At 69.4% G+C, this 21,868-nt stretch carries 20 protein-coding genes and 4 pseudogenes; 14 read left to right on the top strand and 10 right to left on the bottom strand.

The annotated features are described in order from the left end of the window. Positions 1–6: 6 nt before the first annotated feature. Both OM076_RS13925 and OM076_RS13920 read left to right on the top strand, forming a co-directional pair. Complete coding sequence (locus tag OM076_RS13925) at positions 7–1,389, top strand: DUF1254 domain-containing protein (RefSeq protein WP_270040588.1); 1,383 nt, start codon at positions 7–9, stop codon at positions 1,387–1,389. Between the two features lie 39 nt (positions 1,390–1,428). After that, entirely contained in the window at positions 1,429–1,893 is a 465-nt protein-coding gene (locus tag OM076_RS13920) for a GFA family protein (RefSeq protein WP_270040587.1), read from the top strand. 205 nt (positions 1,894–2,098) lie between these two features. Here the strand turns inward: OM076_RS13920 and OM076_RS13915 are convergent, their stop codons facing one another. Further along, a complete protein-coding gene (locus OM076_RS13915; RefSeq protein WP_270040586.1) occupies positions 2,099–4,180 on the bottom strand; it encodes a LuxR family transcriptional regulator in 2,082 nt (693 codons plus the stop codon). A 237-nt stretch (positions 4,181–4,417) separates the two neighbouring features. Continuing rightward, a pseudogene (locus OM076_RS46870) lies at positions 4,418–4,780 on the bottom strand (ATP-binding protein); the annotation flags it as partial. Between OM076_RS46870 and OM076_RS13905 the strand changes: the two are divergent. After that, on the top strand, positions 4,676–4,900 hold the full coding sequence (locus tag OM076_RS13905; protein WP_270040584.1) for a hypothetical protein: 225 nt from the start codon (positions 4,676–4,678) through the stop codon (positions 4,898–4,900). The pseudogene OM076_RS46870 and the gene OM076_RS13905 sit on opposite strands and share 105 nt — an antisense overlap. A gap of 192 nt (positions 4,901–5,092) precedes the next feature. Here the strand turns inward: OM076_RS13905 and OM076_RS46865 are convergent, their stop codons facing one another. Then, entirely contained in the window at positions 5,093–6,028 is a 936-nt protein-coding gene (locus OM076_RS46865; protein ID WP_372518037.1) for a LysR family transcriptional regulator, read from the bottom strand. Positions 6,029–6,122: 94 nt separating this feature from the next. Between OM076_RS46865 and OM076_RS13895 the strand changes: the two genes are divergently transcribed. The 7 genes from OM076_RS13895 to OM076_RS13865 all read left to right on the top strand — a co-directional run bounded on the left by OM076_RS13895 (position 6,123) and on the right by OM076_RS13865 (position 11,378). Next, complete coding sequence (locus OM076_RS13895; protein WP_270040583.1) at positions 6,123–7,517, top strand: MFS transporter; 1,395 nt, start codon at positions 6,123–6,125, stop codon at positions 7,515–7,517. 78 nt (positions 7,518–7,595) lie between these two features. After that, complete coding sequence (locus OM076_RS13890; RefSeq protein WP_270040582.1) at positions 7,596–8,039, top strand: COG4315 family predicted lipoprotein; 444 nt, start codon at positions 7,596–7,598, stop codon at positions 8,037–8,039. Next, entirely contained in the window at positions 8,036–8,896 is an 861-nt protein-coding gene (locus tag OM076_RS13885) for an enoyl-CoA hydratase/isomerase family protein (protein WP_270040580.1), read from the top strand. The genes OM076_RS13890 and OM076_RS13885 overlap by 4 nt, the downstream gene beginning before the upstream one ends. Positions 8,897–8,898: 2 nt before the next feature. After that, a complete protein-coding gene (locus tag OM076_RS13880) occupies positions 8,899–9,315 on the top strand; it encodes a GlcG/HbpS family heme-binding protein (RefSeq protein ID WP_270040596.1) in 417 nt (138 codons plus the stop codon). A 32-nt stretch (positions 9,316–9,347) separates the two neighbouring features. After that, positions 9,348–10,064 (top strand): alpha/beta fold hydrolase, encoded by a 717-nt coding sequence (locus tag OM076_RS13875; protein WP_270040579.1) that lies wholly within the window; start codon positions 9,348–9,350, stop codon positions 10,062–10,064. A 7-nt stretch (positions 10,065–10,071) separates the two neighbouring features. Further along, positions 10,072–10,683 (top strand): sulfite oxidase-like oxidoreductase, encoded by a 612-nt coding sequence (locus OM076_RS13870; RefSeq protein WP_270040578.1) that lies wholly within the window; start codon positions 10,072–10,074, stop codon positions 10,681–10,683. Beyond that, positions 10,653–11,378, top strand: coding sequence for a ferredoxin reductase (locus OM076_RS13865; RefSeq protein WP_270040576.1), 726 nt, complete (start codon positions 10,653–10,655; stop codon positions 11,376–11,378). The genes OM076_RS13870 and OM076_RS13865 overlap by 31 nt, the downstream gene beginning before the upstream one ends. Positions 11,379–11,456: 78 nt before the next feature. On the opposite strand, the pseudogene OM076_RS46860 reads toward OM076_RS13865, so the two are convergent. The 4 genes and pseudogenes from OM076_RS46860 to OM076_RS13850 form a co-directional block, all read right to left on the bottom strand. After that, positions 11,457–11,926 (bottom strand): annotated as a pseudogene (locus OM076_RS46860) (DUF3237 domain-containing protein). A gap of 9 nt (positions 11,927–11,935) precedes the next feature. Continuing rightward, a complete protein-coding gene (locus OM076_RS13860; RefSeq protein WP_270040575.1) occupies positions 11,936–12,652 on the bottom strand; it encodes an SDR family NAD(P)-dependent oxidoreductase in 717 nt (238 codons plus the stop codon). Further along, positions 12,649–12,957, bottom strand: coding sequence for a muconolactone Delta-isomerase family protein (locus tag OM076_RS13855; protein ID WP_270040574.1), 309 nt, complete (start codon positions 12,955–12,957; stop codon positions 12,649–12,651). The genes OM076_RS13860 and OM076_RS13855 overlap by 4 nt, the downstream gene beginning before the upstream one ends. A gap of 21 nt (positions 12,958–12,978) precedes the next feature. After that, a complete protein-coding gene (locus tag OM076_RS13850; RefSeq protein ID WP_270040573.1) occupies positions 12,979–13,155 on the bottom strand; it encodes a YceI family protein in 177 nt (58 codons plus the stop codon). Positions 13,156–13,569: 414 nt separating this feature from the next. On the opposite strand from OM076_RS13850, the gene OM076_RS13845 reads away from it, so the two are divergent. Next, positions 13,570–14,496 (top strand): alpha/beta fold hydrolase, encoded by a 927-nt coding sequence (locus tag OM076_RS13845; RefSeq protein ID WP_270040572.1) that lies wholly within the window; start codon positions 13,570–13,572, stop codon positions 14,494–14,496. 346 nt (positions 14,497–14,842) lie between these two features. After that, a pseudogene (locus OM076_RS46855) lies at positions 14,843–15,097 on the top strand (NADP-dependent oxidoreductase); the annotation flags it as partial. A 301-nt stretch (positions 15,098–15,398) separates the two neighbouring features. Here OM076_RS46855 and OM076_RS13840 read toward each other — a convergent pair. Together OM076_RS13840 and OM076_RS13835 are read right to left on the bottom strand one after the other, a co-directional pair. Further along, the gene (locus tag OM076_RS13840; protein WP_270040571.1) at positions 15,399–16,724 is read right to left on the bottom strand and encodes an epoxide hydrolase family protein; all 1,326 of its coding nucleotides are present in this window, start codon (positions 16,722–16,724) and stop codon (positions 15,399–15,401) included. Between the two features lie 147 nt (positions 16,725–16,871). Then, positions 16,872–17,762: an enoyl-CoA hydratase/isomerase family protein gene (locus tag OM076_RS13835; protein ID WP_270040570.1), complete on the bottom strand. Its 891-nt coding sequence runs from the start codon at positions 17,760–17,762 to the stop codon at positions 16,872–16,874. Positions 17,763–17,912: 150 nt separating this feature from the next. On the opposite strand from OM076_RS13835, the pseudogene OM076_RS13830 reads away from it, so the two are divergent. Together OM076_RS13830 and OM076_RS13825 are read left to right on the top strand one after the other, a co-directional pair. Continuing rightward, positions 17,913–18,389 (top strand): annotated as a pseudogene (locus OM076_RS13830) (VOC family protein); the annotation flags it as partial. A gap of 198 nt (positions 18,390–18,587) precedes the next feature. Further along, positions 18,588–21,338: a helix-turn-helix transcriptional regulator gene (locus OM076_RS13825; protein ID WP_270040567.1), complete on the top strand. Its 2,751-nt coding sequence runs from the start codon at positions 18,588–18,590 to the stop codon at positions 21,336–21,338. Here the strand turns inward: OM076_RS13825 and OM076_RS13820 are convergent, their stop codons facing one another. Then, positions 21,339–21,842, bottom strand: coding sequence for an SDR family NAD(P)-dependent oxidoreductase (locus OM076_RS13820; protein WP_270040566.1), 504 nt, complete (start codon positions 21,840–21,842; stop codon positions 21,339–21,341). It lies immediately after the preceding gene. Positions 21,843–21,868: the final 26 nt, after the last annotated feature.

Below are 21,868 nucleotides of genomic sequence, written 5' to 3'. Positions count from 1 at the left end.
GACAGCGTGGAGGTGCCGCGTGTCGGCACGCTTCGGTACGAGTTGGGTTTCCCGACCGCCGAGACGTCGCGGAAGCTCTTCGACGAGATGGACTTCCAGCGCGCGGTGCAGGCCTACCTGTGGGGCTATCCCGCCGTGTCGTTCGAGTCCATCCGGCTCACCCTCAAACGGGACCTGGGCATCGACTTCAACGACATGGGCATCGCCGACCACTTCGTCGGTCCCGAGTCTGTCTGGCTCACGGCCAACGACACGACGATCTACGCCGTCATCAACATCGACGTCGCGCAGGGTCCGGTCGTGATCGAGATCCCACCCGGAGCGATCGTCGGCCTCTTGGACGACTTCTGGCAACGCTCGCTGGTCGACGTCGGCCTGCCAGGGCCCGACGCGGGCCACGGCGGCAAGTTCCTGCTGCTACCACCGGGCCACGCCGGCGACGCTCCGTCCGGCTACTACGAGGTCCGGGCCACGATGCACAACCACAACCTCCTGGTGCGCGGGATCGTCGTCGACAACGACGTGCCCGACGCCGTGGCACGCATCCGCAACGTCAAGGTCTACCCGTGGAGCGAGCGTGAAGACCCCAAGCCGAACAAGTTCGTCTCGATCTCGGGCAAGCTGATCGACACGACTCCGCCCGGCGGGATGGAGTTCTGGGCGCGACTGGCCACGGTCATCGACAACAACCCCGTCCAAGAGCACGACCGGTTCTTCATGGCGATGCTGAAGCCGCTGGGCATCGAGAAGGGCCGGCCGTTCGAGCCTGACGCCCGCCAGCAGGCCATGCTCGAGGACGCAGCCGTCCTCGGCGACGCGATGGCCCGCAACGTGATGTACGAGGGCTCCAAGCGCGAAACCGGCGTCACCGCGTTTGAAGGCACTCAGTGGGACTGGGTGTTCTACGTGAAGCCGAGCCAGGAAACGCAGACCTACAGCCAGTTGGACGAGCGGCTGCAATACACCTACGGCGCGATCTACCTCTCGCCCGCTCTCGGAGTGATGAAAGCCGGTCCCGGCGGCAACTACATGCAGGCCTTCAAGGACTCCGACGGCAACCACTTCGACGGCGGCAAGTCCTATCGCCTCCACTTGCCCGCGAACCCGCCGGCCGCCGCCTTCTGGTCGCTGACGCTGTACGACAGCGCAACGCGCTCGATGGTCCAGAACCCGACCAACGACGCCGCCCACGCGTCCTACGACGAGCTCAAGACCAACGCGGATGGCTCGTTCGACATGTATTTCGGGCCCGCCGCGCCGGCAGGTCTGGAGAGCAACTGGATCGAGACCGTTCCCGGCCGGGGCTTCTACCCGATGTTCCGCCTCTACAGCCCCACGGAGGGCCTGTTCGACGGCACCTGGGCACTACCAGACGTCGAGTTGATCTGACGCGCGGACGTCCACACACAACGCAGAAGGGACCCACCAATGGCGCGTACAGCTTCGTGCAACTGCGGCAAGCTCAGCCTCACCTACGCAGGCCCCGACCCAGAGCGAATCTCGGTGTGCCAGTGCTACGAATGCCAGAGGCGGACGGGCAGCGTGCTCAGCGTGCAGGCGCGACTTCCGGTCGAGCACGTGACGATCGAAGGCCCATCGACGGCGTGGACGTTCCCGAGTGACAGCGACAAGCCCGCCGCGTTTCGCTCCTGCGACAGCGGCGGCGCCACGTATCACTTCTGCCCCGAGTGCGGCTCGACCGTGTACTGGGAGATCTCCGTCGCGCCGGAGGTCGTCGGGGTCGCGGTCGGCGCCTTCACCGACCCGACGTTCCCGCCGCCCATGATTTCCGGCTTCGAAGCGTATGGGGCGGCGTGGGCGCTGAACGTGTCGAGCCTCCCGATGCCACATTACGACTACGACGGAACATCGCACGGCGGGCCACGAGCGTGACGACGATCTAACGACGTGACCAGCGAGGCGGTCACCCAGCTTCGCGAACCCCAAAGCCGGGCACGCAGTTGCACTTCTTCCCGAAGATGCTTGGGGCGCCGCGCGATGTGGGTCGTGTGGGAGCAGTGGGCGTTGTCGGTCAACGGGTTGGCTCTCGATGTCCGCTCCGGTCCGTTGGGACCTCGTGACGGTGCGCTGGACGACCTCAGATTCGCGCGGTTGCTCGGGTGGCGTCGGGCAGGGCTGAGCGCAGCTCTCTGCGGGACCTGAGCCCGAGCGTCGCGAACACGTTGCGCAGATGCCACTCGACGGTGCGGTGGCTGAGGAACAGCTGGGCGCCGATCTCGTGGTTGGTGTATCCATCGGCGGCGAGGCGGGCGATCTGCGCCTCCTGCATGGTGAGGGCCTCGTTGGTCGTGCCGGTACGCTTGCGCGCAGTCTCGCCGGTGGCGCGCAGCTCGCGGGCAGCACGCTCCGCGAACGGCCCGGCGCCCATCAGCGTGAATCTGTCATGGGCTGCGCGCAGCTGATCGCGTGCGTCGCGCCGTCGTCGCTCGCGACGCAGCCACTCGCCGTAGAGCAGCTGAGCGCGAGCGGACTCGACATCTAGGCGACCGCTGCCCAGCAGCGAGATCGCCTGCCGGTACCAGGCGTCGGCGTCGTCTCCCGAGCTGATCAGCGCGCGGGAGCGCGCCTCGACGCCCAGCGCCCAGGGCGTGCCGCTCGCATGTGTGTGCTCGCTGAGCTCATCGACAGCGCGGCGCGCAAGGTCGAGCCGGTTGCACCGAACCGCCGCCTCGACCAACTCCGGAAGCGCGGTCCGGTAGAGCACGTGGGGGTTGTGGTCGAACTCTCGCTGCGCCCACGCCAACGCGTCGTCATGACGGCCCAGCCCGGCGTACAGGGTTGCTGCCGCCTCCTCGGCGTGACGTACCAGCACCCCCTCGCCCCGTTGCGTCGAATCGCGGATACTCGCCTTGATCAGCGGTTGGGCGTCGGTGCCGCGCAGCGCGCCCAGACGTAGCCGCGCATCGATCATGGGTGCGTCGCCGGTCACCGCCAGGATCGAGTCAGCTTCGGTCAGCAGCAACTCGGCCGCCACAAGGTCTCCGGAGAGCAGGTGCCGGGACGCGAGCGTGTGCAGGGCGACGGGAAGTACGGTGAGCGCGCCGGCCTCACGGGCCGCCTGGACGTGCCGCGTGCCGAGTTCGAACCACGCGTCGGCATCCCACAGCTCGACGGCGAGCCACACCCACGCAATGTCGAACAAACCCTCGGTCTCAGTAATTCGGAACTCGTCCAGCGCTCGACGCAGCGTCGGTGCGCCGGCCCCGAAACCGTCGATGAAGCGCGTCGCCATCCCATCGAGCATCAGGTCCTCGGGGCTCGGAGCTCCGGCGGCAGGCGTCGCTTCACGGACCGCCACGGAGACGTCGACTTGCCCGCTCGAATTGGCGAGATGCATCGCGCCGCACGCCGCCCAGACCGCCTCGAGGTACGCAGCGCGAGCCAGCCGCGGGTCCAGCCGCTCAAGGCGCCGCCCGGCCGCGACCAGCAGCGAGGCCGCATCGCCGCCCCGCCGGGAGCCGAACGCGATCTCAGCCTCGAGCAGCTGGCGCTGGGCGCTCTCCAGCTTGTCAAGTGGCCCGACACGCGCAGCGCGCAGCAAGGGGGAGGCGGCGTCTGCGCCTCCGGCCGCGTGGGCGACGCGCGCGGCGGCGAGCGCCCGCTGCGCTCGCCGCCTTGGGTCCGGCGTCAGCGCTACGGCTCGCTCGAGGAACGCAGCCACGGCCGCAAGCCCACCACGAGCATGCGCTCGCCCGGCCGACGCCTCGAGCTCGGCCGCGACGGCCTCATCGGGCGCCGCGGCAGCGTGGGACCGGTGCCATGCGCGCCGATCGGCGTCCTCCCCCGGGGAAATGGACTCGGCGAGCGCGGCATGCACGCGCCGCCGGTCCGCCGCCGAGGCGACTTGGTAGACGGCAGAGCGGACGAGCGGACGACGAAAACAGACCCGGTCGTCCACTGTGACGAGCTCTCCGGCATCGAGCGCGTCCTCGTCGATCTTCAGGCCCAGGTGATCGGCGGCCCGGAGGAGCAGCGTCGCGTCGCCGGTTGGGTCGGCGGCTGCGACCAGCAGGAGCTGCTGGGTGAGGGCTGGCATCTGCTCGTAGCGTCGGGCGAAGCTCTGTTCGACGTAGGTGGCGAGTGGCGTGGCGTCCGGCAGTCCGAAGCCGCCCGCCAGCTCTGCCGGGTTCCGGCCGCGCGGCAACTCGAGCAGCGCCAACGGGTTGCCGGCCGTCTCGGCGATGATCCGGTCGCGGACGCGGTCGTCCAACGGTCCGGCGATCACCGACTCGAGCAACGTACATGCGTCGTCGTAGCCGAGGCCCTCGACCTCGATCTCTGGGAGACCATCGAGTTCGTCGTCGTGCTTGCGCTGCTGGGATGCGAAGACGAGCCCGACCGGTTCGTCGCGCAACCGGCGTGCGACGAACGCCAGGATCTGAGTCGAGGCGCGGTCGAGCCAATGCGCGTCGTCGACCAGGCAGATCAACGGTGCATGCTCGGCGGCCTCGCCGAGGAGGCTCAGCACGGCGAGGCTGACCAGAAAGCGATCCGGTGCTTCGCCGGCGTGGAGGCCGAACGCCGTGGCCAGCGCGTCGCGCTGCGGCGCCGGCAGACGCTCGAGTCGATCCAACAGCGGGGCGCACAGTTGCTGGAGGCCGGCGAACGCCAGCCCCATCTCTGACTCTGCGCCGGCTGCGTGCACGATCCGGCAGTGCTCCGCGCGCTCGGCCACGTACGCCAACAACATCGACTTGCCGACGCCCGGGTTGCCACGTACCACGAGTGCCTGGCTCTCGCCCGCGCCGACGTACCGCACCAGCGCGTCGAGCGTCGCACGCTCGCTGCACCTGCCGAGCATCCGCTGCGCGAAGGGACGGGACAGCTGAGCGGCTTCGTCGCCGTGCTCGGGTGCTCTATGGGCTTCAGCGAGGCGTAGTGTCACGATCCCGATGGTGGCCGCACGCACCGCGGTTCTCCACGATCTTCACGCTCATGCTGGTAGACGGGACCTAACAACGGGGTCTCCGATCAGTTGGCGATGAACTGATGCAGGGCTTCGTTGACTTCGTCGGGGTGCGTCCAGGCGATGCAGCCGCGCGGCGGTGGACGCGAAGGGCAGGAGCGCGCGCTATGGGTCGGCCTCGCGTTGCGCGCGGATCGCGTCGCGGTGCGGATCTTGAGCGGGAAGCCAGGTGTCGCCGGGCGGCAGTACGTGAAGCCCGGCGGCACGTGCCAGCGCGATCGCCGTTTCGCGCAGCGCGAGGACCGCCGGGCGCTCGTCGTCGGCGCGCGTGACCAGTGACCAGCACCACAGCGGTGTCGGATCGACGACCAGATGGGTCCGCAGCCCGGCGGGCAGCGGGTCTGGATGCCGCTTGGGTGACATCAGCAGCGGTGCGCGGTACTTGCGCGCGCGGTCATAGAACGCGCGCCCGGTGATGCCACCGTCGTCGATGTGGAGGATCTTGGCGCCGACGTCGTTCGCGAATTCCGTCGCGTACCGGTTCCACGCGTCCCACGAGGTGAGGTCGGCGTCGACCAGCACGCGCAACGCTGACGCCTTCACGATCTCGTTGCCGCCCTTGGCGGGCGCGACGGCCGCGAGCGGCTCGGCCCACAACAGCTGGTGATCCAGACGCTCGTCGGGCCCCGAGGCCCAGGCGATCGCCGCGTCGAGTCCGCGGTCCAGGACGCGCGCGATCTGGATGTGGCTGGGCATCACCCACTCGTCGATGCGCACGTCGGAGCGCAACGAAGCGATCAGCTGGTCCGGCAGCCAGCTGACGTAGCCAAGCCGGAACGTGACCGTCGTTCCGGCGAGACGGCGCTCCGCGTGGGCCGCCATAGTGAGGATCTCACGCGCATCGGGGAGCAGCGTTCGGCCCGCGGCGGTGAGTTCGACGTGGCGGCGGTCCCGTGCGAACAGCGCGACGCCGAGGCTCGCCTCAAATGCCTTGATCTGCTGGGAGAGGGACGGCGCGGCGATATGCAAGCGCGCGGCCGCACGGCCGAAGTGCAGTTCCTCGGCGACGGCCACGAAGTAGCGCAGCTGTCGTAGTTCCACCAGGACGCACCGTACGCCGTCTGTTAGGCGACGTCTACGAGCATGACCTCCGAGATCGTGGAGAACGCCCGCCCCTACGGGGACCATGAACGCCATGACCTTGATCGCCGCCGACGCCACACGAAGTCGGGCACTCGGGCTCACGGGGATCTGCCTGGGCTTCCTGGTGATCACGCTCGACGCGACCATCGTCAATGTCGCGCTGGGGCCGATCGGCGCCGACCTCGGTGGCGCGCTCCCGGCGGCGCAATGGATCGTCAACGGCTACACGCTCACGTTCGCGTCACTGCTGTTGTCGGCTGGAGTGCTGGCCGACCACGTCGGCTCGCGCACCGGCTTTCTCATCGGCCTGGCGATCTTCGCCCTGGGCAGCGCCGCCTGTGCGGGAGCGGGTTCGCTGACCGTGCTCATCGTCGCCCGGGTCGTCCAGGGCGCCGGCGCCGCCGCGTTGATGCCTTGCTCGCTGGCGCTTGTCGCGCTCTCCTTCCCCGAAGCGCATGACCGCCGCAGAGCGCTCGGCCTGTGGGGCGGCGCGTCGGGGATCGGCCTTGCGGCCGGCCCGGTGCTCGGGGGAGTGTTGGTCGCCGCCCTCGGCTGGCGCGCGATCTTCCTGGTCAACGTGCCGATCGCAGCCGCTGCTGCGCTCCTGCTCGTGCGCCATGTCGACGAGACGCGCCGGCATGCTCATCCGCTCGACGTTCCAGGGCAACTGCTGGCCGTAGCCGGCCTGGCGTCACTAACAGGCGGGTTTATCACCACGGGCAGCCAGGGCTGGGGCGCGACGCTCACCGTCGCGCTGCTGGTCGCCGGCATCGCGATCGCCGGCGCATTCGTGATCGTCGAACGATCGGTCGCCCACCCGATGGTCGATCCGCTGCTCTTCCGCGAGCGCACGTTCTCGACGGCGGTCGCGATCGGAACCGTGTTCAACTTCTGCTTGTACGGAGCGATCTTCTGCTTGGCCGTCTACCTGCACCGCGCCCAGGGACTCGATGCGCTGCACACCGGCCTGGCCCTGCTGCCCATGACGGCCGTCACGGGGACGATGGCGTTCCTCAGCGGTCGCCTGGTTAGCCGCGTCGGCGAATGGCGCGCGATCGTCGTCGGCCTGACCGCAGGCACCGCCGGAGCGCTGCTGATCTCGCTCGAGGCGCCCGGCGCTTCCACGACGGCGTTGATCCCTTCCACCGTTCTGCTCGGCGTCACCGCACTGGCGATGCCGGCGATGACCGCGCTCGCGCTGAGCCGCGCGCCACGCGACCGCGTCGGCCTGACGTCGGGCGTGTTCAACGCATCCCGCCAGACCGGAGGAGCCTTGGGCGTCGCCGTCCTCGGCGCCCTGCTCGTCTCGGACGGCAGCTCCGTCTCGTTGCGCGCCGCCTTTATGGCCACCGCTGCGGCCTACGCGACCGGTGTCGCCCTGGCGCTGAGCGGCCACCGCCGAGAGCGGGTCGGCTCGCTGGCATCGGCAACGAGTCCAGGGCTGTGACCAGGGCATTCAACCGGTACGACCCGCGGCCCAGGACGTGAGCATGACGCCTCCATGACGACCCGAAGGAGAGGCACCATGCGTAAGTTCAGACTCATCGTCGTCGCGACGGTGGCCGCGGCCGGCGTGCTGGCCACGGCCGCCGTGGCATCGACGAGCAAGTCAACCATCTCGCTACGGAAGACGGCGGTGGGAAGCGTGCTCGTCGCCGCGAACGGCCGGACCGTCTATCTGTTCACCGCGGACAAGGGCTCCAAGAGCGCGTGCTACGGAAAGTGCGCAGCCGCCTGGCCGCCGCTGCTCAGCGCCAAGCCGACGGCCGGCGCCGGCCTGAGCGCTTCGAAGCTCGGTACGACGAAGCGCAAGGACGGGAAGCTGCAGGTCACCTACAGCGGCCACCCGCTCTACTACTTCGCCCCGGACAAGAAGGCCGGCGACGTCAACGGCCAGAGCGTCGTGCATTTCGGCGGAACGTGGTGGGTCGTCTCGGCCGCCGGCGAGAAGATCACGTCGAAGCCATGAGCGTCATGCCCTCACCAACGAAGGCCGCGCAAGTCAGGCTCGATCGAGTTACACCTGCACACTGTCGAGTCCTGCTCGACAACCCGCCGCTCAACCTCATGGGCCCGGAATTCGTCCCGCAGATCCGAGACATCGTCACGACGCTCGAGAACGACGACCGCGTGAAGGTGGTGGTCTTCGAAAGCGCCGTCGACGGCGTCTTTCTGAATCACTCAGACTTCCTCGCGAGCTTCGACGATCTGATCAGCATCCCGCAAGGTCCGACCGGCCTTGAGGCGTGGCCCGACGTCCTGGTGCGGTTGACGCGCGCCCCGTTCGTCTCGATCGCGCTGATCCGGGGGCGTGCGACCGGAAACGGCAGCGAGCTCGCGCTCGCCTGTGACATGAGCTTCGCGAGCCGCGAGAACGCGCTCTTGTCGCAGTTCGAGGTGGGCGTGGGTCTCGTCCCCGGGGGCGGGCCCATGGCGCGCCTGCCGCGGGTCATGGGACGGGGACGCGCGCTCGAGGTGCTCCTGGGCGCGGACGACATCCGAGCCGCCGACGCCGAGTTCCTCGGCTACGTGAACCGTGCGCTTCCGGATGCCGAGTTGGACGATTTCGTCGATGCACTCGCCACCCGGATCGCCTCGTTCGACAAGTGGGCGATCGCCAACACCAAGCGCCTCGTCAACGAGGCCAGCCTGCCGCCCGACGTCGAAATCAGAGCGGGCTGGGACGCCTGCATGGCCTCTGTCAAGCGCCCAGCGGCACAGGAACGCATCAAGGCCCTGCTGGATCAGGGGCTGCAGACGCCCGGCGACGCGGAAGATCGACTCGGATTCCACGTGGGACAGCTGGGCCGGCAGGGACCGTGCTGACCATGGACTTGCTCGCTACCGCCAAGCAGGTCGCCGACCGCGTCGAGGCCGAGTCGCTCAAACAAGGCGTGCCCGTCGCGGTCACCGTCATCGACAGCCACGGCAACGTCGTTCTCACGCACCGCATGACCGGAGCGCCCGCTTTCTCTCTAGAGCTCTCCGAGCGAAAGGCCTACACGTCCGCTCTCGTCGGCCTGCGCACCGCTGACCTCGTGCCCCTGGTGCAACCCGGCGCGGAGCTCTATCCGCTCCTCGCCGTCTCCGGCGGCAGGTACTCCGCGATGGGCGGGGGCGTGCCGCTCACCAGTGAGGACCAGGTCATCGCCGGCGTCGGGGTCAGCGGCGGAACGACGGAACAGGACATTGTCATCGTCGAAGCGGCGATGACACAAGTCATGGCTACCGAGCTCGTCGCGTAGCCGCCTACCTACCCACTCTTGAAAGGAACAGCATGTCCAAGCCGACGATCCTGCTCATCCACGGCGCGTTCGGAGACGCCTCGAGCTGGCGTCCCGTGTTCGACCGCCTCGACGATGACGGGCACACCGTCATCGCAGCCCCGAATCCGCTTCGTGGGCTCGCGGCCGACGCCGCCTACCTCTCAGTGGTCATCGACCAGATCGACGGGCCGATCGTTCTCGTCGGCCATTCCTACGGCGGCTCCGTGATCACCGTCGCCGGCGCGTCGGACAAGGTCACCGGACTGGTCTACGTGGCCGGGTTCGCGCCCGTCGAGGGCGAGTCGATCGCCGACCTGCAGGCACGCTTCCCATCGCTGGCGATGGGGAACTTCCTCCAGCCGACGCCACTGCCCGACGGGACCGCCGAGCTGACGGTCGCCCCGCAGCGCTTCCACGACATCTTCTGCGCCGACGTGCCTGACGCCGACGCGGCGTTCATGGCCCACGCGCAACGCCCTCTCCTGGCGACGGCGTTCGAGGAGCCGGCCACCGCTGCCGCCTGGCGCATGAAGCCGTCTTGGGCCGTGTTCGGCACCGCGGATCAGCCGATCGCCCCGCAGCTGCACCGCTTCTCGTATGACCGTGCCGGCTCCACGGTGACGGCGGTCGAAGGCGCCTCGCACTTCGTGCAACTGTCGCAGCCCGACGTCGTCGCCGACGTCATCCGCGACGCCGTGCAGGCGTCCACCTCGAAGCTGGCTGCGTGATGCCAGGATGCCGCCGATCTCGCGCGGGTTCCGTCGTCGCCGCGGCAACGAGGCCGAGGCCGAGGCGGAGCGCGTGCCGCAGGGCCAGTACGTCACGCCGGACTTCCCGGTCCTCTCCGCCGGGCCCACCCCGCACCAGCCCATCGAGTCGTGGACCTTCGAGATCCGCGGCGAGATCGACGAGGTGCGGTCGTGGACGTGGGCCGAGTTCAAGGCGCTCCCGAGCGAGCGCATCACGGTCGACATCCACTGCGTGACGAAGTGGTCGAAGCTCGACACGTCGTGGACCGGCGTGTCGCTCGACACGCTGCTGGACGGCGTCGACACGAGTGCGGCGTACGTCCTCGCGTTCAGCGACGGCGACTACTCGTCGAACCTCCCGCTCGCCGACGTGCGCGACGGCAAAGCGTGGGTGGCGTACGAGTACGAGGACGAGCCGCTCGCCCCGGAGCACGGTGGCCCGGCGCGGCTGCTCGTCCCTCGCCACTACTTCTGGAAGAGCGCGAAGTGGGTGCGCGGGATCGAGCTCCGTCCGGACGATCAGCCCGGATTCTGGGAGACCTACGGCTACCACAACTACGGTGACCCATGGAAAGAGCAACGGTACGCCGGCGACTGAGCTGGCAGCTTGGCCGGGTGGTCGAGCTGGTCTCCGAGAACGCGCGCACGAAGAGCATCGTGCTCGACGTACCCGAGTGGCCGGGGCACCTCGCCGGCCAGCACGTGGACGTGCGGCTCACTGCGGAGGACGGTTATCAGGCGCAGCGCAGCTACTCGATCGCGTCCGCGCCCGAGGACGACCACTTGGTCCTCACCGTGGAACGGCTCGAGGACGGCGAGGTGTCGCCGTACCTGACCGAGAGCCTGCAGCCCGGAGACGATCTCGAGCTGCGCGGCCCGATCGGCGGCTACTTCGTCTGGCAGGAGTCACTCGGCGGCCCGCTGCTGCTCGTCGCGGGCGGCTCCGGCGTCGTCCCGATGCGCGCCATCCTCCGGCACCACCGCGCGACGGCGAGCGACGTCCCGGCCAGGCTGCTCTGCTCCGCGCGCACCCGCGGTGACCTCATCTACCCGGGCGAGCTCCAGGGCGACGGCACGATCATCACCCTGACGCGCGAGCAGCCACAACGATGGGACGGCCGGACGGGCCGCATCGACCGCGAGCTTCTCGCCGAGGTCGGGTGGCCGGCGGCCAAGCGCCCACTGATCTATGTCTGCGGCCCAACAGGCTTAGTCGAAGCCGTGGCTGACACGCTCGTCGCGTTGGGGCACGAGCCTGGTCGCATCAGAACCGAGCGCTTCGGCCCAAGTTGAACCTGTACCAGGCCGGGTCGACGTCATCGAACTCGGCACCGGACGGTAAGTAGTGTCGCCCGGCGGCGCGAGCTGCGGCTACTCGACCAGATACACGTCGTAGGAGACGCCGCCGGGCCGGCGCGCGCCGACGCCGATGAAGACGCCGTCGTTGAGCCAGGCCAGTTCCGGGGCCGAGGTCTCGATTCCGACCGATATGCGAAATGTGTACTCGGAGGGTCGACGTCCTCACCATTGGCTAGGCGCGCGAGCACGTCCGGCTTGCCATGGCGTACCCCGTGCGACTGAACGTAGAGCAGCGCTCCGCGATCGGTCTTGAGCGTGTATCGGATGTCGGCGACCGAGCTGCCTGACGGCCGGACGATCTGCCAGTCGGCGCCGCCCCTCGCCAGAAGTTCCGCATGGAAGTCGGGGCCCTCGGCGCGCCCACCGGTCAGTGCGACGATGCGGCGGTGACCTTGCGGCGTGACGCCGAGGTCGATGGGGGCCTCGAGGTCAGCGTCCAGGCGATAGATGTGGCGGAGTTTGGGGGCTGGGAGGGCGGTCATGGCCGATCTCTAGTGGCCGGCACTCTGGCCGCCGTCGACGTGCATGAACTCGCCGGTGACGAACGGCGCCGACTCCAGGTACATGATCGCGTTGACGACATCGCTCGTCTCACCCATGCGTCCCATCGGGTGCAACGCGTCCAGGCCGTCATAGGTCTCCGGCGCGTGCATGGGTGTCTTGATGACCCCCGGTGAGACGGCGTTCACGCGAATGCCCGTGGCGGCGTACTCGGTCGCCAGCGACTTTGTCACCGCCGCCAGCCCGCCCTTGGTGAGCGACGCCAAGGCCGACGGAATCTTGACGTCAGCGTGCTCGACCAGCGTGGTCGTGATGTTGACCACGTGGCCGCCACCGAGCCGCTCCATCTGCTCGATCGCGCGCCGGGTGATGTGGAAGAACCCGCCGAGGTTCACCCCCGTGACCAGGTCATAGTCGTCATCGGTGTACTGCGTGAATCGCTTGGCCACGAACACGCCGGCGTTGTTGATCAGCGTGTCGATGCGACCGAAGCGGTCAATCGCGTGTCGGATGACGCGCTCGGCGGTGTCCGCCGTTGCGATGTCTCCCTGAACCGTGGCAATCATCGGGTCGTCGGAGAGCGGCCGGATCGTCCGCGAGGTGCCGAGCACGGCATAGCCCAGCTTCCTGTAGGCGGGGACCAAGCTCGCGCCGATGCCCTGCGACGCGCCGGTGATGACCACCACACGCGGCGTCTGGTCGCTCATGATGCCGATCCGCCAGACAGAGCGGGGTCGTTGGGGTGCTCGGCCAGCGCAGTCACCGAGATCTCCATCCAAGGCCACAGCGGCAGGGATGCCAAGTTCGCCTGCAGCTCTGTGTCATCGGCCGCCCGATAAAGGCCGATGGCGCGAGCGCGTCCGTCGTCGGGCAACGGCTTCCAGACGCGCAACGCGCGACCCCGGGCCGCGAGCTCGGCAACTCGGATTCCTTCGCCCGTCGTGCGTTGCTCAAGCTCGGAGGCGGGGGTCCCCTCCGGCACCGTGAGGGCGAAGTCGACGAGATAGTCCATGACGATCGCTCCTGTCCTCTTTCAAGCGGCCCGGACGAACTCGAGCTCGGCGGTCAGCTCGACGTCGTCGGACAGAGCGCGCCCGCCCCTCGGCAGGTCCGCGTTCCAGCTGATGTCGTAGGCCGTGCGGTCGATCATGGCCTTGAGGGAGAAGCCCAGGCGCGTGATGCCCGTGGAGTGTGGAGAAACGACGGACATGATGACCTCCTGCGGTCAATTCGGAGTCTGCGAGGGCCAAACAGGCCCCCGTGGCGACATGGTTGCCCATGCAACTCTCGAACTCCACGACCTATCCCGTCACGCTCTTAGCCGCCCCCTCATACGAGCGTTCGCAGTCCGTCTGATGCGGGGAGCCCAATAGTGCCGCAGTTCCGGTGGTCGATTAGTGCGCCGCCGGCACCCGCGAGGGTGCGCCAAAGTCGGCGCTGCACGAGCACTGGCGCATGGCGCGGACCGCGGGCCAGGGAATCTGCAAGTGATCACCACGGGTACGACGGGGCATCCGGAGCGCGACGCTGAACCAGACCAGCCTGCAGAACAAATCCGCGGGCGGCGGCGGCGCCGCAGGGCGGCGCCGGCCATGCCATGTCTCTTCAAACCCGGAGTCAATCGATGAACGACAACAGACGCCAGGATGGCATCAACCCCTTCCCGGCCGGTATGCGGTCGCATGAGATCGAGACCAACGGCGCCAAGATCCACGTACGCGTGGGCGGGCATGGTCCAGCGGTCGTCGTGCTCCACGGCTTCGGCACAACCGGCGACATGTGGGGCCATCTGACGAGCGCACTCATCGAAGACCACATGGTTGTCGCACCCGACCTGCGTGGGTTGGGCCTCTCGTCGAAGCCTGACGGCGGCTACGACAAGAAGAATCAGGCGGCGGACGTGGTGGGCGTCCTGGACGCCCTGGGTGTGCGTACGGCCCAATTGGTGACGCACGACATCGGCGTCATGGTCGGCTACGCAGTTGCCGCCACCCACCCCGAGCGCGTGAGCCGATGGGTGGCGATCGATGCGCCGCTGCCCGGCGTCGGACCCTGGGATCAGATCACGCAGGATCCGGCCATGTGGCACTTTGGGTTCGGTGGTCAGGACATGGAGCGCCTGGTCGCCGGCCGCGAGCGCATCTATCTCGACCGCTTCTGGAACGAACTTTCCCGGGACCCGAAGCGGTTTGATGAAGCGAAGCGCCAGCACTACGCGGCGCTCTATGCGCGACCCGGCGCAATGCGAGCGGGCTTTGCCCAGTTCCTGGCGTTCAGCCAGGATGCGGCCGACAACAGGACGTTCCTTGCGCAGGGCAAGCTTCAGATGCCGGTCTTGGCCTTCGGTGGCGAAGCCACATTTGGCCCGATGATCGGCTCGGTGATCCGGTGTGTCGCCGAAAACGTCGAAGATCTGATCATCCCGGATTGCGGTCACTGGATCACGGAAGAGCAGCCGCAGGCGACGACAGGCATCGTCGTCGAGTTCCTGCGCCGGTCCTTTGAGGCCGACACCCCGTCAGGTGTGAACGGTGGCGGCGTCGCCGTTTAGGGCGGGACGTCGTTGGTGCTCACCGCCTTTGCCGTCGCCCCCACCGGACCGACAGCGCGCTAAAACAGCGCTGCGGGAGCTTGTGGGGACGCTGGCACCCGATGACCGGTGCCGAGCGTGCGTGAACTGAGCATCCCTCAGTCAACGGATCCTTCAGCTCGTCTGGTCCTTGAGCTCGCCAGATCCCTGGTCTTTAGCGCCGGCCGGGACGGCTTGCCAGAACGAGAAAGGCCCCGCTTTGCGGGGCTTTTCTGTATGCTCCGAAGAGGACTCGAACCTCCACGGGATTACCTCCCACCAGGCCCTCAACACGGTTCGCACCTTCCCGATCCGTGCCGTTTTGCTCGCGCCCGACGGCGTCGAGGTGTTTGACAACGTCGGCGGCGAGATCCTCGACGCGGTGCTCTCGCACTTGGCTCGCGGGGCGCGCGTCGTCATCAGCGGGGGTCTCTCGCAGTACGACGAGGATCAGCGCTGGGGACCGTCCAACTATCTGGAGCTCCTGCGGACGCGCTCGTCGATGACCGGATTCGTCACGCCCGACGACGCCGACCGCTATCCGGAGGCCGTTGCGGAGCTCGCCGGCTGGCTGCGCGAGGGCGGCTGGTACGCGAGCGGTTGCGCTGCCCAGCACGCTCGCGCCTGTCCGCTCTACGGAGAGTGGTGCGCGGCCCCGGCCGCCGAGCCGACGCGCGCGAGCAGGTGCGCACCGCGCACGACAGCTTCGAGGCGATCGGCGCGCGCGGGTTCGCCGAGCGCGCGCGACATGAGGTGCCGACGACCGGGCGACGGTCCGCAAGCGCCGCGACGACACGCGCGACGACCTCACGCCGCAATCGGATCAGCTCACGCAAGGCCTCGCCGGCGCTCTGCCCGTGCCGGCTTGACCCAGACGCCGCCGGTCAGCGCAGCGCCCGGAACGCAGCGCGGACCTCGCTCGCGAACAGCTCGGGTTCCTCCCAGGCGGCGAAGTGGCCGCCCCGTGCGGGTTTGTTGTAGTACGTGAGCGTCGGGTAGCCCTGTTCGGCCCAGGTGCGCGGGGCCTGGAAGAGCTCGCCAGGGAACGCGCTGAAGCCGACCGGGATCTTGACCGGCGCGGGGACCTGACCCGTGGGCTGTGCGTTTTCCCAGTACGAGCGGGCTGCCGAGGCGCCGGTGCCGGTCAGCCAGTAGAGGGTGATGTTGTCGAGGATGTGCTCGCGGGTGAGGTGGCCTGCGGGTGGTTCGCCGAGGAAGGTGCGGGAGATCTTGGTGTAGCTGTCCGTGTCGTGATCGAGCATCCATGCCGCCAGCGCGATCGGTGAGTCCAGCAGCGCGTAGCCGATCGTCTGGGGGCGAGTTGCCTGCTCGACGAAGTAGCCCCTGCCGGTATCGGCGAAGGCTTTCAGTGCGGCGGCCGCGGCGCGTTCCTCGTCGGTGTTCACCGGCTCGGCGGCGCCGCCGAGCGCCGTCACGAGCAGGTTCGTGTGGATGCCGATCAGCCCCGCGGGGGCCTGGCGGCCCATCGCGTCCGTGACGATGGCGCCGACGTCGCCGCCTTGGGCGACGTAGCGGGTGTAGCCGAGGCGGCGCATCAGCTCCGCCCAGGCGCGCGCGACGCGGCCAGGGTTCCAGCCGAGCTCTCTTGGCTCACCGGAGAAGCCGTAGCCGGGAATCGACGGCAGCACCAGGTCGAACGCGTCATCGGCGCGGGCGCCGTACGCGGTCGGGTTCGTGAGCGGGTCGACGGCCTCGAGCATCTCGATGATCGACCCGGGCCATCCGTGGGTCATGATCAGCGGCAGCGCGCCGCGCTGGCGCGAGCGCACGTGGATGAAGTGGATGTCGACGCCGTCGATCTCGGTCCTGAACTGCGGCAGCGCGTTCAGTCGCGCCTCGCACGCGCGCCAGTCGTACCTGGTCACCCAGAAGCGGGCGAGCGCCTGGGTGGCCGCCAGTTGCACCCCCTGCGAGCGGTCGGCGACGAGCTCCATCGACGGGTAGCGCGTCGCGGCGATCTGGCGTCTCAGCGTGGCGAGCTGGTCGTTGGGGATCTTGACCCGGAAGGGGTGGATCCCGGCCGGGTTGGCCGACCAGTCACGCAGGCGTGTTGCCTTCGCGGGCTGTGCCGCGCCCGCCGCGGAATCGGCGAACGCGCTCGCGGCGCCGACGGCGAGCCCCGCGGCCAGGCCACGCTGCAGAAGCTGCCCGCGCGTGATGCCGGGTGTGTCGAAGGAGGTTGAGCTCATGTCGAATCCCTCTCTTGATCCGTTGAGCGGCAGTGTCATCGCGAAGCCTGTCCCTCTCGTCCGGTTCTCGCCCCCCTGCGAGTACTGGCGCGACCCCGGGTCGCGGCCACGTTCCCGCGCCCCGGGGTTCCACTAAGCGCCAGGGGATCAGGCGTCGGGCAGCGATTCGACGACGCGGTGGCCGAGCGAGCGTTCGAGGTCGCTGTCGGTGTTGAGCCCGAGGGCTTGTAGCCGCGCCCACTGCGCTTGCTGAGCGGGACGGGCGAAGAGCTCGCGGAAGTCGGTGATCGCGCCCGTCAGCTCGGCTTCGGCGGGGAGCGTGACGCGGTCGACGTGGGCCTTTGTTCGCGCGATCGCCTCGCGATCGAAGCGTGCCAGCCGGGACGCGATGGCGGCGACCTCGTTGTCGAGCTGGTCGTCGGCGATGACGCGATTGACGTACCCGTAGCGCTCCGCGCGCGGCCCGTCGAGATCGTCGGCGACCAGGAGGATCTCGAGTGCCCGGCCGCGACCGACCAGACGGGCGAGCCGGGCCATCGGAGCGCCACCGGGCACGACGCCGATCCCGACCTCGAACTGGCCGAGCAGCGTGTTCTCGCGCGACGCGAAGCGCAGGTCGCAGGCGAGGATGAACTCGCTGCCGGCGCCGCGGGCGCGTCCGCGGATCGCGCAGATGCTCACCACCGGCAGGCGCGAGATCCGGACGAGGACGTCGGTCCAGGCCGGCAGCCCGGTCGGGCCGAGGCCCAGCGCGGCCGTCCGCGCAGGGTCGTTCTCGACGTCGTAGTGCGCGAGGAAGAAGTCGGGGTTGGCGCTTGAGAACACGACGACCTTGAGCTCGGGGTCCTCCTCGATCAAGGTGACCAGCTCGGCGAGCTCCGCGACGGTCGCCGCGGTGATCGTGTTGATCGGCGGGTGATCGAACGTGACCCGGCAGTGGCCGGAGCTCACGCGCTCGACCGACAGTTGCGTCCAGGGCCTCGCCCACGCGTCGGAACCGCGGCCGTTCGCGGCCGCGGTCGTTTCGTTGATGCTCATGCCAAGAAGCGTCGCGCGACTCGTGCGCCGTTGCGCCCGTAACTTCACGTGGCCGGTACCCGGGCCAAGGCCAGGGGGCCTACGGGGGCGACGAAGGGCCCGCTGGCGGGACGCTGACGGCCCATCAACTCATCGGTCCAAGGAGCTCCCATGAGCACCATCGACGTGCACGCTGATGCCTCGGCGACAAGCCAGCAGATCGCGACCATCGACATGAAGCTCGAGGTCGTGACGCTTCCCGTTTCCGACGTCGATCGCGCGAAGCGGTTCTATCAGCGCCTCGGCTGGCGCTTGGATGCGGACTTCGCGATCGGCGACAGCATCCGCGCGGTGCAGTTCACGCCGCCGCGGTCAAACGCTTCGATCTCCTTCGGCACGGGCCTCACCACCGCCGAGCCGGGCTCCGTTCAGCGCCTCGAGCTCGTCGTCTCCGACATCGTCGCGGCACGCGAGGACCTGATCGCGCGGGGTGTCGAAGTCAGCGACCTCTTCCACCGCGGCCCCGAAGGCTTGGTCGGAGGCCCTGACCCGGAGCGCCGGTCGTATCTGAGCTACGCGTCGTTCAGCGATCCCGACGGCAACGGGTGGCTGCTGCAGGAGATCACCGCCCGGCTTCCGGGCCGCGTCTGGGAGGGCTGACGACTCGGCTGCGTGGACGTCCCGACGACGGGGCGCGGGTCATGGGGGTACACCTCCAGCGCGGCGACAGCCTCGTCCTGGCTCAGCTCCACACGCGCGCGCCCAGCCGCGATGGGAACACGTGGATCAGGAGCACGCCCTCGAAGGCTGGATCGGCCGCGACCTGTGTCTTAGGCTCCGTTGCCCATGTCCACACGCCGTCCGCCGGTGTTGCTGGGCCGCGGCCGCGAGCGCGAGCTGCTCGACCGCATGTTGCGCAACGTCCGCGACGGCCAGAGCAGCGTGCTGGTCGTGCATGGCGAGGCCGGTGTCGGCAAGACCGCTCTGCTGCGTCATTGCGCGCGGCAGGCGGTCGGGTTCCGCGTCGTGGAAGTCCCTGGCATCGAGGCGGAGATGGAGCTCCCGTTCGCCGGGCTCCACCAGTTGTGCGCGCCGCTGGCGGAACATTTCGACGCCCTTCCGGAGCCGCAGCGGGCGGCGCTCCGCGTCGCCCTTGGCCTGTCGTCCGGTGCTGCGGCTGACCGGTTCCTGGTCGCACTGGCCGTGCTCACCCTCATGTCGACGGTGGCGACGGAGCGCCCGCTGCTGTGCCTGGTCGACGACGCGCAGTGGATGGACGCCGAGTCGGGTCACGTCCTCGGGTTCGTCGGGCGGCGGCTGCTCGCGGAGTCGGTCGCGCTGGTGTTCGCCGTCCGCGAGCCCGGCCGCAGGACCGACTTCGACGGCCTGCCTGAGCTGCCGCTCGCAGGGCTCGACGAGGAGCACGCGCGTGCACTGCTGGCACGGGTGGTTCCCGGCAGGTTGGACGAACGCGTCCGCGACCGGATCGTCGCCGAGACAGATGGGAATCCACTCGCGCTGCTGGAGTTGCCTCGCACCATGAGCACCGCGGACCTCTCCGCCGGGCTCGAGCGATCCGGGACCGGCGATCTTCCCGCGCAGCTGGAGGAGCACTACCTGCGGCGGGTCAGCGAACTGCCCGCCGAGACACAGCGCCTCCTACTGCTGGCGGCGGCTGAACCATTGGGCGACGCGACGCTCCTGTGGCGCGCCGCCACGCAGCTCGGCATCGGCGCGGACACGATCGCGTCGGTCGAGAGCGGCGGGTTGGTCGACATCGGGGCAAGGGTGCGCTTCCGTCATCCCTTGGTTCGCTCGGCGATCTACGGGGCGGCGTCGCGCAGCGACCGGCGCCGCGTGCACGAGGCACTCGCCGCGGCGATCGATCCGCGGGACGACCCCGATCGCCAGGCTTGGCATCGCGCGCTGGCGGCTCCCGGCCGCGACGAGGCGCTGGCCGGAGAGCTCGAACGCTCGGCCGGGCGAGCGCAGTTGCGCGGCGGGCTTGCCGCGGCCGCGGCCTTCCTGGAGCGGGCGGCCGAGCTGACGCCGGAGGCCGGACCGCGGGCCCGGCGTGCGCTGGCCGCGGCGGAGGTCAAGCACTACGCGGGTGCGCGCGATGCGGCACTGCGGCTGCTCGCGCAAGCCGAGGCCGGCTCGCTGGACGAGCTGCAACGTGCCCGCGTACACCTGATCCGCGGGCAGTCCGCATTCACGTCGAGCCACGGCCGCGACGCTCCCCCGCTGTTGCTCGCGGCGGCGCGCGAGCTGGAACCGCTCGATCCCCTGCTGGCGCGCGATACGTACCTGGACGCGCTCTCCGCGGCGTTGTACGTCGGCCGGCTGGCGGGTGAGGTCGGCGTCCGCGAGGTGGCCGAGGCGGCCTGCTCCGCGCCGCCTTCAGCGGCCCGTCCACAGGATCTACTCCTCGACGGCCTGGCCTTGACGATCACCGACGGGCACGAGGCCGGCGCTCCGGCGCTCAAGCGCGCGGTCCGCGCGTTCATCGGCGAGGAACCGCCGGCGGGCGAGGCCATTCGGTGGTTGTGGCTCGCCGCCCACGCCGCCCACGATGTATGGGACGACGAGAGCTGGGCTCGGCTGTGCGCCAGGCACATCGACCTCGCACGGCGGGCCGGCGCGCTGTTGGTCTTGCCGATCGCACTGAGCGCCCGTATCGGGCTGCACCTGTTCGCAGGCGAGCTCGCGCAGGCGGCCGCGCTCAACGAAGAGATCGCCGCCGTGAACGCTGCGACCGGCAACGGTCTACCGCCTTACGGCACGCTCGCGATCGCCGCGTTCCGCGGGCGCGAGTCCGAGGCCGAACCGCTGATCCGCGCGGCTCGCGTGGGCCTGGAGCCGCGCGGCGAGGGGATGGGCCTCACGCTCGTCGAGCACGCCGTCGCGGTGCTCTACAACGGACTCGGGCGCTACTCGGAGGCGTGCGCCGCGGCACAACGCGGTGCGGCCCATCCGCAGGAGCTGGCGTTTTCGATGTGGTCCCTGCCGCAGCTCATCGAGGCGGCGATCGGCAGTGGCCGATCCGAGCTCGCCGCCGACGCCATGGAGCGGCTTGCGCGGGTCACCGGACCGAGCGGCACCGACTGGGCACTCGGGGTCGAGGCGCGCTGCCGTGCGCTGGTGAGCGAGCGCCCGGAATCGCACTACCGCGAGGCGCTCGAGCGGCTGGGACGTACGCGCCTGCCGGGCGAGTGCGCTCGTGCCCACCTGCTCTACGGCGAATGGCTTCGCCGCGAGGGCCGCCGCGGCGACGCCCGCCCGCAGCTGCGAACCGCCTACGAGCGCTTCACCGAGATGGGCATGGAGGCCTTCGCCGAGCGCGCCCGACACGAGTTGCAGGCCACCGGTGAGACGGTGCGCACGCACACCCCCGAGGCGCAGAGCCAGCTGACGCCCCAGGAGACGCAGATCGCGCGGCTGGCGCGTTCCGGGCTCACGAACGCGGAGATCGGAAGCCAACTGTTCCTCAGCCCTCGCACCGTCGAGTGGCACTTGCGCAAGGTGTTCGTCAAGCTCGCGATCAGCTCTCGCGCGGGCCTCCGGGACGCGCTGCCCGAACCCGTGACCGTTGGGTGATCAACCGCCGGTGCGCCACTGGTCGAGCAGCGCCAGCAGTCCGCCGCCGTCATGGCCCGCGCCGGGAGGCGCCACACCCGGCGGCATGCCGTTGACGGTGATCTCCTGGTCGCGCAGCCCAGCCTCGACATCCGGGAGCATCGGCTCCGAGCCCGCGAGGCTGAGGATCGCCCCGCCGCGGCGCAGCTTACGCGCCGCGAACCGATAGACCAGGTTCGCACCACGTACGGCGGTGTGGCCGATCACGTCGACGGCTCCGAAGGCGGCGTCGGTCTCGTAGAAGAGGCGCTCGACGTCGACCTCGTCCGTGACGTCGGCCCGCACCGAAACCGCCGTGCCGCCCGACGCGAGGATCTGCTCGACGGCAGCCTCGGCGCGCTCCGGGTCGCGCAGGTACACGATGACCACCGCAAAGCCGCGATCGGCGAGGCCACGGGCGAGCTCGCGACCGATTCCGCAAGCTCCGTCGGTGACGATGGCCACCGGATCGCTGACCGGGAGCATGGCCTCAGTGTGGCCGCGAGCGTGAT

The organism is Solirubrobacter ginsenosidimutans (assembly GCF_027587205.1).
This window is presented reverse-complemented; position numbering and strand designations above follow the sequence as displayed.

What these genes read in the sequence shown, in the direction of transcription:
- OM076_RS13920 (WP_270040587.1), top strand. Translation starts at nt 1,429, where the DNA reads ATGGCGCGTACAGCTTCGTGCAACTGCGGCAAGCTCAGCCTCACCTAC.
- OM076_RS13895 (WP_270040583.1), top strand. Translation starts at nt 6,123, where the DNA reads ATGACCTTGATCGCCGCCGACGCCACACGAAGTCGGGCACTCGGGCTC.
- OM076_RS13890 (WP_270040582.1), top strand. Translation starts at nt 7,596, where the DNA reads ATGCGTAAGTTCAGACTCATCGTCGTCGCGACGGTGGCCGCGGCCGGC.
- OM076_RS13885 (WP_270040580.1), top strand. Translation starts at nt 8,036, where the DNA reads ATGAGCGTCATGCCCTCACCAACGAAGGCCGCGCAAGTCAGGCTCGAT.
- OM076_RS13880 (WP_270040596.1), top strand. Translation starts at nt 8,899, where the DNA reads ATGGACTTGCTCGCTACCGCCAAGCAGGTCGCCGACCGCGTCGAGGCC.
- OM076_RS13875 (WP_270040579.1), top strand. Translation starts at nt 9,348, where the DNA reads ATGTCCAAGCCGACGATCCTGCTCATCCACGGCGCGTTCGGAGACGCC.
- OM076_RS13870 (WP_270040578.1), top strand. Translation starts at nt 10,072, where the DNA reads ATGCCGCCGATCTCGCGCGGGTTCCGTCGTCGCCGCGGCAACGAGGCC.
- OM076_RS13865 (WP_270040576.1), top strand. Translation starts at nt 10,653, where the DNA reads ATGGAAAGAGCAACGGTACGCCGGCGACTGAGCTGGCAGCTTGGCCGG.
- OM076_RS13860 (WP_270040575.1), bottom strand. Translation starts at nt 12,652, where the DNA reads ATGAGCGACCAGACGCCGCGTGTGGTGGTCATCACCGGCGCGTCGCAG.
- OM076_RS13855 (WP_270040574.1), bottom strand. Translation starts at nt 12,957, where the DNA reads ATGGACTATCTCGTCGACTTCGCCCTCACGGTGCCGGAGGGGACCCCC.
- OM076_RS13850 (WP_270040573.1), bottom strand. Translation starts at nt 13,155, where the DNA reads ATGTCCGTCGTTTCTCCACACTCCACGGGCATCACGCGCCTGGGCTTC.
- OM076_RS13845 (WP_270040572.1), top strand. Translation starts at nt 13,570, where the DNA reads ATGAACGACAACAGACGCCAGGATGGCATCAACCCCTTCCCGGCCGGT.
- OM076_RS13840 (WP_270040571.1), bottom strand. Translation starts at nt 16,724, where the DNA reads ATGAGCTCAACCTCCTTCGACACACCCGGCATCACGCGCGGGCAGCTT.
- OM076_RS13835 (WP_270040570.1), bottom strand. Translation starts at nt 17,762, where the DNA reads ATGAGCATCAACGAAACGACCGCGGCCGCGAACGGCCGCGGTTCCGAC.
- OM076_RS13825 (WP_270040567.1), top strand. Translation starts at nt 18,588, where the DNA reads ATGTCCACACGCCGTCCGCCGGTGTTGCTGGGCCGCGGCCGCGAGCGC.
- OM076_RS13820 (WP_270040566.1), bottom strand. Translation starts at nt 21,842, where the DNA reads ATGCTCCCGGTCAGCGATCCGGTGGCCATCGTCACCGACGGAGCTTGC.